General features: G+C 46.4%; 13 protein-coding genes and 1 pseudogene. 12 read left to right on the forward strand and 2 right to left on the reverse strand.

Going from position 1 to position 16,860, the window contains the following annotated elements:
• The 6 genes from BST85_RS14650 to BST85_RS02695 all read left to right on the forward strand — a co-directional run bounded on the left by BST85_RS14650 (window position 1) and on the right by BST85_RS02695 (window position 8,042).
• On the forward strand, window positions 1–1,200 hold the full coding sequence (locus BST85_RS14650) for an FG-GAP repeat domain-containing protein (RefSeq protein WP_342750380.1): 1,200 nt from the start codon (window positions 1–3) through the stop codon (window positions 1,198–1,200).
• A gap of 6 nt (window positions 1,201–1,206) precedes the next feature.
• Window positions 1,207–2,526 carry a vanadium-dependent haloperoxidase gene (locus BST85_RS02675; protein ID WP_104811850.1) on the forward strand — a complete coding sequence of 440 codons (1,320 nt, stop codon included), beginning with the start codon at window positions 1,207–1,209 and terminating at the stop codon, window positions 2,524–2,526.
• Between the two features lie 3 nt (window positions 2,527–2,529).
• Window positions 2,530–3,429, forward strand: coding sequence for a GyrI-like domain-containing protein (locus tag BST85_RS02680; RefSeq protein ID WP_104811851.1), 900 nt, complete (start codon window positions 2,530–2,532; stop codon window positions 3,427–3,429).
• Between the two features lie 119 nt (window positions 3,430–3,548).
• Window positions 3,549–4,964, forward strand: coding sequence for an MFS transporter (locus BST85_RS02685; protein WP_104813876.1), 1,416 nt, complete (start codon window positions 3,549–3,551; stop codon window positions 4,962–4,964).
• Window position 4,965: 1 nt separating this feature from the next.
• Window positions 4,966–6,186 (forward strand): MFS transporter, encoded by a 1,221-nt coding sequence (locus BST85_RS02690; RefSeq protein ID WP_104811852.1) that lies wholly within the window; start codon window positions 4,966–4,968, stop codon window positions 6,184–6,186.
• Window positions 6,183–8,042, forward strand: coding sequence for a trehalase family glycosidase (locus BST85_RS02695; RefSeq protein WP_104811853.1), 1,860 nt, complete (start codon window positions 6,183–6,185; stop codon window positions 8,040–8,042). Before BST85_RS02690 ends, BST85_RS02695 begins: the two co-directional genes overlap by 4 nt.
• Here the strand turns inward: BST85_RS02695 and BST85_RS02700 are convergent.
• Window positions 8,039–8,782, reverse strand: a complete 744-nt coding sequence (locus tag BST85_RS02700) for a DeoR/GlpR family DNA-binding transcription regulator (RefSeq protein ID WP_245917620.1) — start codon at window positions 8,780–8,782, stop codon at window positions 8,039–8,041. The two genes, BST85_RS02695 and BST85_RS02700, sit on opposite strands and share 4 nt — an antisense overlap.
• Before the next feature lie 129 nt (window positions 8,783–8,911).
• Between BST85_RS02700 and BST85_RS02705 the strand changes: the two genes are divergently transcribed.
• The 3 genes from BST85_RS02705 to BST85_RS02715 all read left to right on the forward strand — a co-directional run bounded on the left by BST85_RS02705 (window position 8,912) and on the right by BST85_RS02715 (window position 13,068).
• Window positions 8,912–10,486 (forward strand): glycerol-3-phosphate dehydrogenase/oxidase, encoded by a 1,575-nt coding sequence (locus BST85_RS02705; RefSeq protein WP_104811855.1) that lies wholly within the window; start codon window positions 8,912–8,914, stop codon window positions 10,484–10,486.
• Window positions 10,487–10,489: 3 nt separating this feature from the next.
• Complete coding sequence (gene glpK, locus BST85_RS02710) at window positions 10,490–11,992, forward strand: glycerol kinase GlpK (RefSeq protein WP_104811856.1); 1,503 nt, start codon at window positions 10,490–10,492, stop codon at window positions 11,990–11,992.
• Window positions 11,993–12,054: 62 nt separating this feature from the next.
• Window positions 12,055–13,068 carry a quinone-dependent dihydroorotate dehydrogenase gene (locus BST85_RS02715; protein WP_104811857.1) on the forward strand — a complete coding sequence of 338 codons (1,014 nt, stop codon included), beginning with the start codon at window positions 12,055–12,057 and terminating at the stop codon, window positions 13,066–13,068.
• Here BST85_RS02715 and BST85_RS02720 read toward each other — a convergent pair.
• On the reverse strand, window positions 13,058–13,960 hold the full coding sequence (locus tag BST85_RS02720; protein WP_104811858.1) for a spondin domain-containing protein: 903 nt from the start codon (window positions 13,958–13,960) through the stop codon (window positions 13,058–13,060). The genes BST85_RS02715 and BST85_RS02720 overlap by 11 nt on opposite strands.
• 109 nt (window positions 13,961–14,069) lie before the next feature.
• Here BST85_RS02720 and BST85_RS02725 point away from each other — a divergent pair.
• From BST85_RS02725 to BST85_RS02735, 3 genes and pseudogenes are all read left to right on the forward strand, one after another.
• Window positions 14,070–14,932: pseudogene (locus BST85_RS02725) on the forward strand (hydroxymethylglutaryl-CoA lyase).
• A gap of 81 nt (window positions 14,933–15,013) precedes the next feature.
• A complete protein-coding gene (locus BST85_RS02730) occupies window positions 15,014–15,490 on the forward strand; it encodes a heme-binding domain-containing protein (protein ID WP_104811859.1) in 477 nt (158 codons plus the stop codon).
• A 137-nt stretch (window positions 15,491–15,627) separates the two neighbouring features.
• Window positions 15,628–16,854, forward strand: coding sequence for a DUF4856 domain-containing protein (locus tag BST85_RS02735; RefSeq protein WP_104811860.1), 1,227 nt, complete (start codon window positions 15,628–15,630; stop codon window positions 16,852–16,854).
• Window positions 16,855–16,860: the final 6 nt, after the last annotated feature.

The following is a 16,860-nucleotide window of genomic DNA, read 5'->3' on the forward strand; positions in this document are numbered from 1 at the left end:
TTGTTTGATGATTTTCCGGCTTCCATCGATGGCTCCTGGATAATTGCCGATCTGGACGGTGAGACCGGACAGGAGTTGCTCATACCGACCATGGGTGGGGACATGGCCTCAAGTTTGACCGAATTGGAGAACCGATACTATACGTATAAGGATGGTCAGCTGGTGCCATTGGGCCTGGAGTTGCCTCAGGAAAACACCCAGTTGATTCGGCCGGCTGATTACGACCGGGATGGAGATTTGGATCTCTTTATTGGAAATTACGTGGTCACTAATCAATTTGGTAAACCTACAGACTCCCGTTTGCTGATCAACCAGGAAGGGAAATTCCAGCAAGTAGAAGTACCAGGACTAGCTCAATTGGGCATGATTACTGATGCCGTTTGGGACGACTTTGACCAGGATGGTTATCAGGATTTGATCGTAGTTGGAGAATGGATGGAGCCAAGGTTCTTTAAGAATACTGAAGGTCAGCTAGCAGAGGTCGAACTGTTGCAACAGCGATTATCGGGATTGTGGCAAATGATCATCCCTTTTGATATAGACGCTGATGGTGACACTGACTATGTACTGGGCAATTGGGGGGAGAACTCCAAGTTCAGGGCTTCAAATGAATACCCCATGCGGATGTACGTATCGGATTTTGACGATAACGGTGCTTTGGAAAGTGTGGTGTCTACAGAAGTGGATGGCTACTATTATCCCTTGTTAGGCTTGGATGAGCTTGCTGGTCAGATGGTGTTCCTCAGGAAAAAATTTACCAGCTATGCCGATTTTGCGGGATTGCCTTTGGACCAGGTATTTGATGATGACCTTCTCCAGAAAGCATCACTGTTGGAAGTTAATATCCTTTCTTCCGGTTTCTTGCGTAATAACGATGGGGAGTTTAATTTTGAAAAGTTTAATGAAAATCTGCAAATAGCACCCGTTCGGTCAGGGTTGAAGGCGGATTTTGATAAAGATGGGGCACCCGAATTGCTGCTTGCCGGTAATTTTGTCGATCTGATTCCTTTTCACGGGAGATTAGATTCATTTGGCGGCGCCTTGATCCATTCGGACAAACAAATCGATCTGGGGGCCGACCTCGGATTGAACCTAACCAATCAAGTGGTCTCTGACCTCGAATTAATAGAATTGAACCAAGAGTCATACCTGCTAGTCCTAATTTACGATGGGCCAGCGCGGGTATATCGAATTAAATGAGATTGAATGATGCGATTGATTTTCCCACTACTGGCTGTCTTACTTTTGGCGGCCTGTTCCAAAAGTGAACCTATAGACATACAAGCTGCGGATTACCAGGCGTCGGTTGAAAAGGTCACCCAGATCATGGTACACGATATCTTTTCCCCTCCTGTAGCCAGTCGGGTCTATGTGTATCCTAATGTAGCTGCTTATGAGATCATTAGTCAGCAAAATCCTGAATATCGGTCGTTGGCAGGGCAGGTTAATGGCTTGTATCCACTGCCAAAAATAGATACTACCGGGGTCAATTTTCGTGTAGCTGCACTGATGGCTCATATGGATGTGAGTAAAAAATTGATCTTCTCCGAAGAGATGATGAATACATACCAGGACAGTCTGTACGCAGTATGGCAGAACCAAAATGCCCTGGAATTCGAAACTTCCAAGGCCTATGCTGCAAAAGTGGTCGATCATATTTTACAGTGGATGGATCAGGATTTCTATAAAGAAACCCGGACCATGCCAAAATTTACCGTAGACACGGACGCTCCGGATCGATGGCAACCCACACCGCCATCCTATATGGACGGTATAGAACCACATTGGAACCGCATTCGCCCTATGATACTGGACTCACCGGAACAATTTAAGCCAGTTCCTCCTCCCGCTTTCTCCTTGGAAGAGGGGACGGATTTTTATAAAGAATTACAAGAGGTTTACGATGTCTCGGTCGATATCACTAGTAAAGGAGATGAGTCTGAGGAGATCGAAATTGCCCAGTTCTGGGATTGTAATCCCTATGTGTCCGTGACCCGGGGACATTTAATGTTTGCTACAAAAAAGATCACTCCTGGTGCTCATTGGATAGGCATCACCAAAATTGCTTGTAAACAATCGGATGCAGATTTTGATAAGACCGTTTATGCCTATACCAAGAGTTCCATCGGTATATTTGATGCCTTTATCAGCTGTTGGGATGAGAAATACCGTTCCAATCTGATCAGACCGGAAACCTTGATCAATCAGCACATTGATGACAGCTGGAAGCCTATTTTGCAGACACCACCCTTTCCTGAATACGTCAGTGGCCATTCTGTGGTTTCTGGTTCGGCTGCTACGGTTCTTACAGAAATATTTGGCGATGATTTCTCTTTCCTGGACGATACAGAGTTGCCATATGGATTACCTGTGCGGAGCTTTACTTCCTTTAATCAGGCGGCACAGGAAGCTGCTGTTAGCAGATTGTACGGTGGTATTCACTATCGGGCTGCCATAGATAATGGTTTGACGCAAGGTATTGACGTGGGACAGTGGGTGAACACCAACCTACAGATGAAGAACTAATTCATGAAGCGACTGCTTGGGTTATTGGTCGTTCTCCTGCTTGGCTGGGGAAGCTGGTATTTTCTGATCAGAGATTATCAGTACAGTATTCAATACAAGTCTCGATTTCCAAGTGGGGTCTACTATGACCACCTTCAGCAGTGGACTACTGTGTTACCCGATAATGTCGATTCTGTCACCACCCTCATTAAGGTTCCCTATGTTGGGATGCTTCAGAAAGTTCAAGTTGGTGATCAAGAAACTCGGATCAATTGGGAAATAGAATCGCTTACCGATTCAACATGTCGAATTTACGCTCGCTTTGATCGTCCAGGCAATGATCTGTCACATCGGTTAAGCGTGTTGTTTGGACAAAGCGATCTGCCGGATCAAGGACTTGCGATCACCAAGCACGTTGGTAATACCCTTGTTGCCAAGGCCAAAGGATTCAGGCTTGGTGCAATTGGCGATACGATCATCCCAAAAAAGTTCGCTGCCTATATTACCGTACAATCCAGTGTGCGTACCAAGGCCCGGGACATGATCTATAGTATTGGAGATATCATGGGGTATATCAAGGAAAATGATATCCAATTGGATGGCGATCCTTTTTTACAGATAACTTCTTGGGACAGGAATACGGATAGGATCACTTTTGATTTCAATTTTCCCATCGTCAAGCGAGATAACTTGCCGGATAACCCCTTGGTCCGATTCAAAGAAATACCTGAATTTGAGGCCTTGAACGCCCCGTTCTTCGGTAACTACCGTATCGCAGATATAAGCTGGTATCAGTTACTCGCTTATGCGCAGTTGAACAATATCTCCATCCAGGAGTTGCCTATAGAGATCTACAGGAATGATCCTCATCTCGGTGGTGACGAACGGAATTGGCGAGCAGATGTGCTCATTCCACGGCAGTAAGCCTTCCGCCTATATTGGGTAGTATCTCTCCTATCTTATTTTGTTGAAATTGGCTTATATTGAAGCTTGATCAGCTGGCGGGCGTCTTCCTGCCTTTTCGCGTATATAACCAACCTATCATGTTTAAAAAACCTAAGTTATCGTTCTGGCAGATCTGGAACATGAATTTTGGATTCTTTGGGATCCAATTCAGTTTTGGACTGCAACAGAGCAATATGAGTGCTATATATAAGTATCTGGGTGCCGAAGAAAGTGAACTACCCTTACTCTGGCTAGCCGGACCTGTTACCGGTCTTATCGTTCAGCCCATCATCGGAGCGATCTCCGATGGAACCTGGTCTCCCAAATGGGGTAGGCGTAAACCCTTTTTCCTGATTGGTGCTTTGGTGGCCAGCTTTGCTTTATTACTTATGCCGTATTCAAGTTCCCTCTGGATGGCGGCTTCCCTGCTTTGGATACTGGATGCGGGTAACAATATTGCCATGGAGCCATATCGGGCGTTCATTTCCGATAAACTCAATAAAAAGCAACTTTCCTTGGGATTCCTCATGCAGAGTTTCTTTACAGGTTTTGGGATCACCTTGGCCAATTTTACTCCTGCGATCCTTGTCTCTTTAGGGCTTTTTGCCTTGACAGACAAGATGGATAATGGGATACCGGTCTTTACCTATTGGGCCTTTGGAATCGGTGCATTTGCCTCTATTAGTACTGTCCTTTATTCGGTTCTCACCACCAAAGAGTATCCGCCCACAGAAGAAGAATTGGCCAAGTTGCAGGAAGAGAAGTCCAAGGGCAATGTGTTGAGTAGGACTTGGCACGAGATCAGCGAGGCCTTTAAGGAAATGCCACTGACCATGAAGCAACTCATTCCCGTAAAGTTCTTTAGCTGGTTTGGAATGTTCGCCTACTGGATGTTCATCACCTCCACCTTGGGTATTACTCAATACGGAATTGCCGCCGATGCCATTAACGATGAGGCTACCCTGCAATCAACGGAATATGCAGAAGCAGTGGTTTTGACCGGTCAGGTGAACGGAACCTATAACATTATTTGTTTCCTGATCGCTTTTGCGCTGGTGCCACTGGCCAGGAAACTTGGTGCCAAAGGATTGCACAGTCTCGCTTTGGCCATAGGCGGAATCGCTATCTTATGTATTCCAATCCTAAGTCATTCCAATATCTTATTCGAAATACCTAATCCGTTTGGCGATGGTTCAATAGCGGTGACCCAATTGTATTTGTTCTCTTTCGGACTCGGTATAACCTGGGCGTCCATGATGTCTATGCCCTATCAACTGTTGGCCAGTTCTGTCCCTAAAGCGAAAACAGGGGTCTATATGGGGATCTTCAATATGTTCATCGTAATTCCGATGATCATCCAGATCTTCACCACTCAGTTCTTCTTATATGATCTACTAGGGAGTAATCCGGTAAACATGATACGTCTTACCGGAGTCTTTTTGGTCATTGCGGCCGTTTTTACGCTTTTTATCAAAACAAATTCAACCAATTCCACAATCGAAGAATCCGAATAGTATGAAAAATTTCGGTATTAAACTCTCCATCTTTGTCAACTATTTTGTGTTTGCCATACTGCTAAACAGTGTGGGGATCGTCATTGCCCAGTCCATAGAGGTATACAATGTAGGTGAGACCGAAGCCTCACTACTGGAGGCATTTAAGGACCTGCCTATAGCCATAGTTTCCTTTTTTGTGGCTTCATTTCTGCCGCGATTTGGGTATAAACGGGCCATGCTGGTTGCATTGATCATCGTCTTTTTAGGTTGCCTGGGCATGTATTTTGGCAACTCCTTCAGTTCTGCCAAGATCCTTTTCCTGACCATAGGAGTGAGTTTCGCCCTGATCAAGTTATCGGTCTATACCCTCATTGGGGTGATCACGGAGACTCCAAGGGAGCATTCGGCTTTGATGAGTTCGATAGAGGGCTTTTTTATGGTCGGAATTGCCAGTGCCTATTTTATTTTCCCGGCTTTTTTCAGCGATACTGATCCGTACTCCTGGCTGGGGGTTTATCCCGTGCTTTGCGCACTGATCGGGATTTCTTTTTTACTCTTATTGTTTTCAAAATTGGATGTCCCTGTAGAGACCTCGGGTAACAATGTTAAGGAGGACATTAAGAACTCCATTGGTCTACTAGTGATGCCTTTGGTTGTTGTCTTTGTGTTTGCCGCCTTTTTCTTCGTCATGGTAGAACAAGGGATCATGACCTGGTTACCGCGTTTTAACCAGAAGATATTTTCCTTCTCCAGCACCCTTAGCGTAAACATGGCAGCCATTTTGGCTATATCCCTGGCCCTTGGACGATTTATCGCCGGTTGGGCCTCCAAACGGATCGCCTGGGAACGGATCATTATCAGTTGCTCGCTCATCGCAATTGGGATCCTACTGGCCGTACTACCTCAACTGAATGTCGAGAGTGACGCCGTAGTCATTGATCGGCTTAGTGACGTGCCTACTCTTGGCTTTGTCCTTCCGTTGATCGGACTTTTTATAGCGCCCATCTATCCACTGCTCAATTCTACCGTGTTGAGTCATTTGCCGCGTAGCCTCCATTCTCCCATGTCTGGTTTGATCATTATTTCCTCTGCCCTTGGGGGTACTTTGGGCTCTAGGATAGTAGGTACGCTGTTTGAGCACATCGGAGGGGTGAACGCATTTTATTTCCTGATCATCCCTATTGTTTTGCTCATCATCTCCGTACTTATCATCAAACGTCTAATTTCCAAAGAGGCATGAGACTTCAAATAGAAGATACCCTGGCCAGATTACTGCAACAGGAAGATACCGATGGGGACAAAAAGATCACCGTAGAGGACCAAGGTCCTAGGAAGTTTGTGGTCCGATCAACTTCGGGGAATGAACGAACGTTGGAAGGAACTTACCACTTGTCCAATCTATTACAGGAATTGGTAATTGCCCGCAATAGAGGACAGGTGGAAATGGATCTGGATTGGAACAGGATCGACGAACCACCTGCAGACAGGATTAATAGGATGATACGGGATTACTACTGGCCGGGATTGACCAGGACCATGGATGAAAGCGGGCTGGGTAATTTGATCCTGGACACCAAGAATGACTCGCTGGTTTCGGACCGTTTAAGGGTGTATGTGCCTTTTGAAGATGAAAAGGCCCTGAACTATTACAAGGGGCTGACGGATCGCTTCCCGATCGATGTTATTCAACTACCCCAGGAGATCAGCCCGGAATATGTCCGCTCCATCAATTCGGAGCCTGGAATTCTTAGCTTGGCATTGGTTGAAAGTGAAGAGGAAATTAGCGGTGTTCCATTTGTGGTTCCCGGAGGTCGTTTCAACGAGATGTACGGCTGGGACAGTTATTTCGAATCCATAGGCTTGAATTTGGACGGAAGGGTAGACCTTACGCGTGCTATGGCCGATAATTTCCAATATCAAATAGAGCATTACGGGAAGATATTGAATGCCAATCGTTCGTATTATCTGACCAGGACACAACCGCCATTTTACAGTAGTCAGATCAAGGAGGTGTATGAGCAAACCAAGGATAAATCCTGGTTGAGAAACCATCTTATCACTGCAATTAAAGAGTACGAGACGGTTTGGATGATTCCGGGTAAACGGCTTACGGATATTGGCTTGAATCGGTTTCTGGCGGAGGGTTTGGGAATTACTCCTGAGGCGGAAGAAGGTCATTATGATGTCGTGTTACGGCCATATGCAAAAGGTGCTGGAATGAATCTGGAAACCTTTATTCAGGCTTATTCATCAGGAGCTTTGGTCAATCCTCAATTGGACCGGTATTTTGTGCACGATCGCACCGTCCGGGAATCTGGCCACGATACCTCCTACCGCATTGAAGGTCGATGTGCCGATCTGGTCCTGGTGGAACTCAATGCCATGCTTTACAAGTATGAAATGGACTTTGCGGAGCTGATCAAAGAAGTATTCGATGAATCTTTCCTCTGTAATGGACGGAATTACAACTCGTCGTATTGGGAAGAGAAGGCGGCTAAGCGAAAAGAGCTGGTGGATCAATTCCTTTGGAATGAAGATGAGGGTATGTACCTGGATTACGACTTGGATCAGGGTAAACAAGTACCTTTTGTTTCGGCCACCTCCTTGGTCCCTTTATGGTGTGGCATGGCCGGCGAAGAGCAGGCTCAGGCACTGATAAGGTCGGTCTTACCGAAGTTGAAGGAAAAGGGTGGAGTTGCCTCTTGTGATGCTGGCAGTCGTGGAGATATATCCGCAGATCGTCCCCAAAGACAGTGGGATTATCCCAATGGCTGGGCACCCCACCAAATGATGATTTGGCAGGGATTGTTTCGTTATGGATATAAGAAAGAGGCCAGGGAGATCATCTATCGTTGGTTATTCATGATCACCCGGAACGCAGTCGATTACAATGGTACCATACCTGAGAAATACGACGTTGTAGCCGCTACACATAAGGTCTTCGCAGAATATGGGAATGTGGGGACAGAGTTCGAATACATCACCCAGGAAGGGTTCGGTTGGATGAATGCCTCATTTCAGTTGGGATATCATTTACTCGATGAGATAGACCGGGAGAACCTGAACCAACTTATTGCTCCAGAGGAGTTGTTTTAGCCGGCTACGATAACCTCAATTCCTTTGTCCTCGAATGCTTGTCGGTGCTTCTTTTTGATACCGGCATCCGTTATCAGGACATGTACCTGCTCAGTCTCAGCGATCTTTCCAAAGCTGCGCTTCCCGATCTTGGAGGAATCTGTCAGGACAACCACTTTTTCGGAGCAGTTGATCATGGTTTTATTCAGGTGGGCCTCCATGGAATTTGAGGTAGTGAGGCCATATTCTGCATCGATACCATCCACACCCAGAAACAAGGTGTTACAGGAATAATCACTCAGGATTTGCTCCGCAATTGGACCCACAACAGATTTCGAACTCTTTCGAACTGACCCCCCAACCTGAATGACGTTAAGCAAGGGGTGTTTACATAATTCGATGGATATATACAGAGAAGTGGTCAAAACGGTCAATTTGGAAAAATCCGATAGCATCCGGGCAAGGTATTGCACGGTGGTACCGGAGGCCATAATGATGTTGTCATTGTTCCTGACATACTTCAAAGCTTCTTCGGCTATCTCTTTTTTCTGATCCACCTGCAGGCTTTCCTTTTCGAGCAGATTTCGCTCAAAGGCATATAGAGACTGTTTACTGGCTCCTCCATGTGTTCTGAATAGCAATCCCTTTTTTTCCAGGAATGTCAGATCCTTGCGAATGGTCACCGAGGAAACATCAAATTTCTCACATAGCTGAAACACCTTGACGAATCCGGATTCGTTCAATTCGGTAAGGATTTGCATTTGTCGCTGGTTGACTCCCTCCATATGTCGTTTTTTAGGCGACTGCAAGTTAACTATTAATTAAAGAACATTCGTTTACATATAGTTTCGATAATTTGTATTTTTGACAAAAAAGAAAGAAAACGAAATATGAATAGGGAGGAACAACTTCTGCAGTTATCGAACTGCGATCAATGGGACTTCATTGTGATCGGTGGAGGAGCCAGCGGATTGGGTGCTGCCGTAGATGCCGCCTCACGGGGTTTTAAAACGGTCTTGTTTGAAGGAGTTGATTTTGCCAAAGGTACATCGAGTCGTAGTACCAAGTTGGTCCATGGTGGAGTTCGATATTTGGCCCAAGGAGACATCGGATTGGTCCGAGAGGCGCTAAAAGAGAGAGGTGTATTGGCTCAAAACGCCGGTCATCTTTTTCAGAATCAAGAGTTCGTCATTCCAACCTACTCGCATCGACAGAAATGGTTCTATGGGATAGGACTTAAAGTATACGATTGGTTGTCTCTTGGATGGAGCCTTGGTCGATCCAGATTGATGGGTAGAAGCCAGGTTTCAAAATTGCTACCGAACATTCGCAAAGATGGTCTGAACGGGGGAGTGTTATACAGGGACGGACAATTTGATGATGCCCGTCTTGCATTGAACCTTGCTCAGACGGCCATTGAGGCCGGTGGTACTGTGATCAATTATATGAAAGTCATCGATTTCCTTAAAGATGATGACCGGAAGATCTGCGGTGTACGGGTCCAGGATATGGAATCTGGGGCGCAACACGAGGTGAGATCTCGGGTAGTGATCAATGCAACCGGAGTTTTCAGTAATAAGATTCTGAAAATGGACGACAGAAAGGCCAATGAGATCCGGGTGGTACCCAGTCAGGGGATTCACCTAGTAGTAGATGCCTCTTTTCTTGGAGCTGATCAGGCCCTTATGATTCCTAAGACGACTGACGGGCGGGTGCTTTTTGCTATACCTTGGCATGGTCGAACCTTACTGGGGACCACAGATACCTTGATCAAGAAACCGAGTTATGAGCCCGAGGCCAGGAAGGAAGAGATCGATTTTATATTGGAAAATGCAGGGCAATATCTGGAGAAAGCCCCGCAGCGGTCTGATGTATTGTCCGTATTTGCTGGATTAAGACCATTGGTTGCTCCCAAAAAGGATAAAGAGAATACCAAAGAGATTTCCAGGGGCCATAAGATATTAACTTCTCCATCCGGTTTGATTACCATTTTGGGGGGCAAGTGGACCACTTATCGCTCCATGGGCAGGGAGTTAATCGATAAAGCTCTCCACATTCATGACCTCAGGAGGGAGCCTTCCAACTCAAGGCAAATTGGGATCCATGGTAATCCAAATGGCCGGGAGTTACCATTAGATCCCAGACTGAGGGTCTATGGTCAGGATGCCTTTAGTATACAGGAAATGGAGAAAGCGGAACCAGAAAGTGCGCAGCGCCTTCATCCCTATTATCCTTATACCAAGGCCCAGCTTATTTGGGCCGTCAATCGTGAGATGGCAAGAACGGTCGAAGATTTCCTTGCCCGAAGGATTCGTTTGCTTTTTTTGGATGCCGAAGCGGCCATTCAGGCGGCGCCTCTGGTTTCCCAGATAATGGCGCAACAGTTGAACAAAGAGCAGGATTGGGTAGAGCAGCAGCTCAGGGATTTCACTAAATTGGCCAAGGGCTACCAATTAGAACATTAACATATGCAAGAACAGCTAGTATTGGCCATCGACCAAGGAACCACCTCCTCCCGAACCCTGATCTTTAATCGTAAAGGAGATATTGTTTCCCAGGCACAACAGGATTTTGAACAACTTTTTCCTCATGAAGGCTGGGTGGAACACGATCCGCTTGCGATTTGGGATTCCCAGTTGAAGACCATGAAGCAGTCTATTTCCCAGTTGGACCTGACTTCAAAAAGGATAGCCGCTATTGGTATTACCAACCAGCGGGAGACTACCTTGGTCTGGGATCGGCAGACCGGTAAGCCGGTATACAATGCCATTGTCTGGCAGGACAGAAGGACAGCCGGTTACTGTAATGAACTCAGAAAAGCAGGTCATGCGGATATGATTCAGGAAAAAACTGGCCTAATACTGGACGCTTATTTTTCTGCTACTAAGCTGAAATGGATATTGGATCAGCAACCTGGATTAAGAGATCGGGCTAAGGCTGGCGAACTGTGTTTTGGAACAGTTGATACCTGGCTGATCTGGAACCTTACTGGAGGAACAAACTTTGTGACCGACACCTCCAATGCCAGCAGGACCATGCTATTCAACATACACCAGCTGAATTGGGACCAGGAGCTGTTAGATCTGTTTGACATCCCCGTAGCCATTCTGCCAGAAGTAAGAGAATCCAGCGAAGTTTACGGAAAAACCCTGGCTGATTTATTCGGAGAGGCCATCCCGATTGCAGGAATTGCTGGGGATCAGCAAGCTGCCTTGTTTGGTCAACTGTGCTGGGAGAAAGGAATGCTTAAAAATACCTACGGCACAGGTTGTTTTATGCTCATGAATACCGGAACCGAGCCTGTCTTGTCACAAAATAAATTATTAACCACCGTAGCCTGGACCATAGGAGGAGTTACCCATTACGCTCTCGAAGGAAGTGTCTTTATAGCAGGGGCCGCCGTACAGTGGGTAAGGGATGGGCTCAAACTGATCGATCACTCACCTCAGATCGAGGATTTGGCGCGGTCTGTTCCTGATAATGGAGGCATGTACTTTGTACCAGCCCTGACGGGCTTGGCGGCACCGTATTGGGATCCATACGCCAGGGGCAGTGTCTTTGGAATCACTCGCGGATCTACGCTGGGGCATTTTGCCCGGGCAACATTGGAAGGTATAGCCTTCCAGGTGTATGATATTGTGCAGGCTATGGAAGGAGATGCGCAGACCTCCGGTGTAGAGTTTAGGGTAGATGGTGGAGCCTCGGCAAACAATTTATTGATGCAATTCCAGGCAGATATCTGCCAGTTTCCGGTAGTACGACCAAAGGTAGTAGAAACCACAGCCATGGGAGCGGCCTTTCTGGCTGGTTTAGCCGCAGGTTATTGGGAAGATAAAGGGCATCTAAGCCAGCAATGGGAGGTGGATACCCGCTTCGATCCCCAGAAGGAAGCACCGGAAGTAGAGGGGTTGTTGACCGGTTGGGAGAAAGCTGTAGAAAGAAGTCGTCAATGGATGGACTCCGAAAGTTAACATGCCCTGAGAATATATTTATGTCCTAGGACTTCAGTTATCTGTGTTGTAGTTTTGCAGCCATGTATCGATCCGTTATCCGTCCAATTCTCTTTCGCTTTGATCCTGAGCGTGTTCATTATTTTTCTTTCTCATCTATCCGTTGGATGCACCGTTTGGGCCTTGGGTGGTTGTTCAGATCACTCTATCAGGTCAATGACAAGCGGCTAGAGCGGGAAGTTTTCGGGCTAAGATTTCCCAATCCTGTTGGTTTGGCAGCCGGGATGGATAAGGATGCGACCCTCTTCAATGAATTGGGCAATATGGGCTTCGGTTTTATCGAGATCGGAACCTTGACCCCCAAACCGCAAGCGGGTAATCCGAAGAAGCGACTTTTTCGATTGAAGCCAGACCAGGGGATCATCAACCGTATGGGCTTTAATAATTCCGGGGTAGAGGCCGCCGCAGAACGGCTTAAAAAGAACAAGGGTGTACTGATAGGAGGAAACATAGGTAAGAATAAGACAACTCCCAACGAGCAGGCGACCTCGGATTATGAGATCTGTTTTGAGGCCTTATTTGAACACGTGGACTATTTTGTGGTCAATGTGAGCTCTCCCAACACTCCCAATCTGCGGGCACTGCAAGATAAAGAACCCTTGACCCGTCTTTTGCAGACCTTGCAGCAAAAGAATAGCGCGAAAGAAAGTCCAAAACCAATCTTATTGAAGATAGCACCAGACCTTACCGATGAGCAATTACTGGACATCATCGATATAGTAAATACAACCGGAATTGCAGGTGTAATTGCTACCAATACCACGATCTCTAGAGAAGGGCTGAAGTCTGAGAATAAGAAGGAGGCCGGTGGCCTCAGCGGAAAACCATTGACCAATCGTTCTACCGAAGTGATCCGTTTTCTGCATCAAAACAGCTCAGGCAGTTTTCCCATCATTGGAGTAGGAGGGATTCACACCGCCCAAGATGCATTGGACAAGCTAGAAGCAGGCGCTAGCCTTGTTCAGCTCTACACCGGTTTTGTCTATGAGGGACCCGGACTGATCAAAAGGATCAACAAGACTTTACTTACTGCTTAATGATCTTGTGCGTACTGACGCGATTGTCGTTGGTTGTCAGCCTGACCAGGTAGAGTCCTGCCGGGTCGTCTTCCATGGAAATGACTTGCTCAGCATTGTCGGCTCTGACCGACCTGATCAAACTTCCAAGTGCATTATAAATTTCAACCTCACGGATATTGGATCCACTGATGCGAAGGACATCGGTTACCGGATTGGGATATAGTCGTACAGCTTTAGTTTGAGTGTCGTCCAAATCAAGTATGGTATTTAAAGACACCGTCAAGGTCCCGATCTTCTCGTTGGAGAATGGAACTACCGCTTGCAGACTACTAATGGGTTCTGCTGGATCCGTATTCATATTTGGGGATGTATAATCCGGGCCACTGTCCGTACCTGCATCATAGGCGTAAAGATTGATCTCGATCTGATCGACCCAATCTCCTTGCTCATCTAGTAGGGATATGCCATTGACTGCGATCATCCAATCCGGGCTAGGAGCGATCATGGATGCAAGGGTCAATAATGGGAAGTCAGAAGATACCACCAGGTCATCGATCTGCATTTGCCCCAGACTAGTATCCAGGTCTGGTCCGTTGATGCTTTTATCGGCCCATCCGGCTTGAATGGCATCGTCAACCTCTTCAAAGAATAAGGTGTTATTTCCCAATTCGGCAATATCCTCAATGCCTGGGGTTGCCAGACCGCCCATTTCAAGGAATAAGCCTCCATCATTATGGGTCGCACCAACCAGTCTGGACCAATGAGCACCACCGGGTAGATTACCACTGCTGTGCGGGTGAGCTGCCTGGGACCAGTTGCTGGTAAAGGTTACGGTGTATTCGGCTGCTGTCTGAGCATCCGATAGATATGCGGTGAGAGCGAAAAGTGATAGAAGTAGTGATCTTTTCATAGTCAGTTTTTTTACAAAGTCGTCACAGATGTGGAATACTTACACATAGACACAAATATTATGCCGACACCAGCATTTTCTTCGTTTTCTGAATTGCTATCTTTGATCCATGCCTACCGTAAAATTGATCGAATGCCCAAGGGATGCCATGCAGGGGATCAAAGACTGGATACCTACTCAGGAAAAGATCCAATACATCCAATCGCTGCTGAGGTGTGGATTTGACACCATCGATTTTGGCAGTTTTGTCTCTCCCAAGGCTATTCCACAAATGCAGGATACAGCCCAGGTTTTGGCTGGTCTGGATCTGTCTCAAACCAAGAGCAAATTGTTGGCGATTGTGGCTAATGTTCGTGGGGCACAGGATGCCGTTCCACACGAGCAGATTCAGTATTTAGGTTATCCTTTTAGTATCTCCGAGAATTTCCAGATGCGCAACACCCACAAGACCATCGATCAATCCGTGGAGGTTTTGAAGCAGATATTGGAGCTGGCTAACGGCAGTAACAAGGAAGTAGTGACTTACTTATCCATGGGCTTTGGGAACCCCTACGGTGACCCATGGAGTGTGGAGATCGTAGGGCAGTGGGCAGAACGGCTCTCCGAGATGGGCGTTCGGATTCTTTCCCTCAGTGATACCATTGGTAGTTCGACCCCGGAGGTCATCGATTATTTGTTCAGTGGACTGATCCCGGCTTATCCCGACATCGAATTTGGTGCTCATTTACATACCACTCCAACCACCTGGCACGAGAAGGTTGATGCGGCCTACAAGGGGGCTGCCGACGTTTTGACGGTGCGATCCAAGGTTTCGGTGGATGCCCTATGGCAAAGGATGAACTGACCGGGAATATGCCTACGGAGAAACTCTTGAGCTTTTTTACAGCTGCAAAAGTGGACTCGGGTATCAACACTATGTCCTTTGAAAGTGCACACAATGAGGCGACCAAGATTTTCACAAAGTATTATTAATTCTGGTTACCCCGGTTTGAAAGCTGGTTAATTCGTTTTACATTTCTGTTGGGTTTCGCCCAAACAACCTAATCCGATAGTATGAATAAGTATATCCGTTATTTTCTATGGCTGGCTCTTATTGCACTGATCGTTATTCAATTCTTTCGTCCGGAAAAGAACATTGCGGGTTACGAGGCGGTCGCTGCCTTTGAGACCGAAACCCGTCCAGGTGACGCTGTTCGGGGAATATTAAAAGAGAACTGTTATGACTGTCACAGCAATCACACGAATTACCCGTGGTATGCGGAGATCGCACCCGTGAGCTTTTGGTTAGACGACCACGTCCGTCATGGCAAAGGAGATTTCAATGTGTCTAACTGGGAGTCCTATTCGGCGAAGAAGAAGGACCACAAACTAGAGGAATTGATCGAAGAGGTCAAGGGTGGTCATATGCCACTTGACTCCTACACTTGGGTGCACGGTAAATTATCTGATGACGAAAAGGATTTACTTCTTCAATGGGCGACTGTGGCCCGGATGGCCTATCAACAAGAGTTAAAGGTGTCATCTAAATAGAAGAAAAACAATCAGTTATATGTTTAGACCTAACTTTATTTAAAATTAATCTAAATAAAGTTGCTAGCTTCATTCTCAGTATTTATTTTTGCCACTGATTTATCAGCCTATTTAAAATCAGTCTAAATAAAATTAGTATGAACAACAGCTTGCTTTTCGCCCTAATCGCTACTACCATTTTAGCGTCTTGTTCTTCCGATGACGACAACAATATAATTGAACCGGATCCGCCAGCCGTAGTAGCTCCGGCAACCTATTCATTTGACCGCGATGGAGAATCAACGGTATCATACAGCGGTCAAACTACCCGAATCCTGATGGGGGAAGAATTGATCGATGCCTTCCTTGATTTTGACAATTCTACAGAAGAACGTCTAATGAGTATGTTTGCTCACGAAGAGGGAAATGCCGATTTCGATAATACAGATCTTAACAGTTCCGACAAAAGCATCAGGAGTAAAACAGCTGCCTCGCGTGACTATTTTAGCGCGAATGCTTCAGAATCCGCCTTGATCAAAGCCGATTTTGAAGGCTGGATCAGTGGACAGATCGATGAGGTTTTCCCTAACGAGGATACATTGGCGGCACCTGGTGTTGCTGGTCAAATTGCCGATGGCGAGAGCACTCGATACGTGAACGGAGATGGATTCGAATTCAATCAGGTATTCGGAAAGGCCCTGATCGGGGGATTGATGGCCGATCAGATGCTGAACAACTACTTGGGGACGGCTGTACTGGATGAGGCGGACAACATTGATAATAATGATAATGAAATCGTTGCGGATGGTAAATCGTATACCACCATGGAGCACAAATGGGACGAGGCATACGGTTATCTTTTTGGAGCCTCCGAGAATGGAGCTAGTCCTTTAGCAACCCTGGGAAGTGACGATAGCTTTCTGAATAAATATATTGGAAGAGTAGACGGTGATGCTGATTTCAACGGAATTGGCCAGGCAATTTATGACGCCCTCAAGTTGGGCCGTGCTGCAATCGTTGCAAAGGATTATACCCTCAGAGATGAGCAGGCCAATATCGTTCGTCAATTGGTTTCGGAAGCCATTGCTATCCGTACAGTGTATTACTTACAACAAGGTAAGAATGCAATCGAAAACGACAATTTGGGAACGGCCTTCCACGATCTTTCAGAAGGTTTAGGGTTTATTTATAGCCTGAGATTCACTCAGAATCCGCTTACTGGTCAGTCTTTCTTTAACCGCGCCGAGGTCGAAGATATGATCGAACAATTACTTCAGGGAGAGAATGGACTCTGGACAGTTACACCAGCCACACTGGATGCTGTTTCTGAGCAAATTGCCGCCCCCTTTGGTTTTACTGTGGAACAAGCCGGCAGCACCAATTAATTTGAA

It is taken from the genome of Aureitalea marina, assembly GCF_002943755.1.
Taxonomy (GTDB): Bacteria; Bacteroidota; Bacteroidia; order Flavobacteriales; family Flavobacteriaceae; genus Aureitalea; species Aureitalea marina.

Coding starts and splice junctions, on each gene's coding strand:
- BST85_RS02735 (WP_104811860.1), top strand. CDS start 15,628: ATGAACAACAGCTTGCTTTTCGCCCTAATCGCTACTACCATTTTAGCG.
- BST85_RS02690 (WP_104811852.1), top strand. CDS start 4,966: ATGAAAAATTTCGGTATTAAACTCTCCATCTTTGTCAACTATTTTGTG.
- BST85_RS02680 (WP_104811851.1), top strand. CDS start 2,530: ATGAAGCGACTGCTTGGGTTATTGGTCGTTCTCCTGCTTGGCTGGGGA.
- BST85_RS02715 (WP_104811857.1), top strand. CDS start 12,055: ATGTATCGATCCGTTATCCGTCCAATTCTCTTTCGCTTTGATCCTGAG.
- glpK (WP_104811856.1), top strand. CDS start 10,490: ATGCAAGAACAGCTAGTATTGGCCATCGACCAAGGAACCACCTCCTCC.
- BST85_RS02685 (WP_104813876.1), top strand. CDS start 3,549: ATGTTTAAAAAACCTAAGTTATCGTTCTGGCAGATCTGGAACATGAAT.
- BST85_RS02700 (WP_245917620.1), bottom strand. CDS start 8,782: ATGCAAATCCTTACCGAATTGAACGAATCCGGATTCGTCAAGGTGTTT.
- BST85_RS02705 (WP_104811855.1), top strand. CDS start 8,912: ATGAATAGGGAGGAACAACTTCTGCAGTTATCGAACTGCGATCAATGG.
- BST85_RS02720 (WP_104811858.1), bottom strand. CDS start 13,960: ATGAAAAGATCACTACTTCTATCACTTTTCGCTCTCACCGCATATCTA.
- BST85_RS02730 (WP_104811859.1), top strand. CDS start 15,014: ATGAATAAGTATATCCGTTATTTTCTATGGCTGGCTCTTATTGCACTG.
- BST85_RS02675 (WP_104811850.1), top strand. CDS start 1,207: ATGATGCGATTGATTTTCCCACTACTGGCTGTCTTACTTTTGGCGGCC.
- BST85_RS02695 (WP_104811853.1), top strand. CDS start 6,183: ATGAGACTTCAAATAGAAGATACCCTGGCCAGATTACTGCAACAGGAA.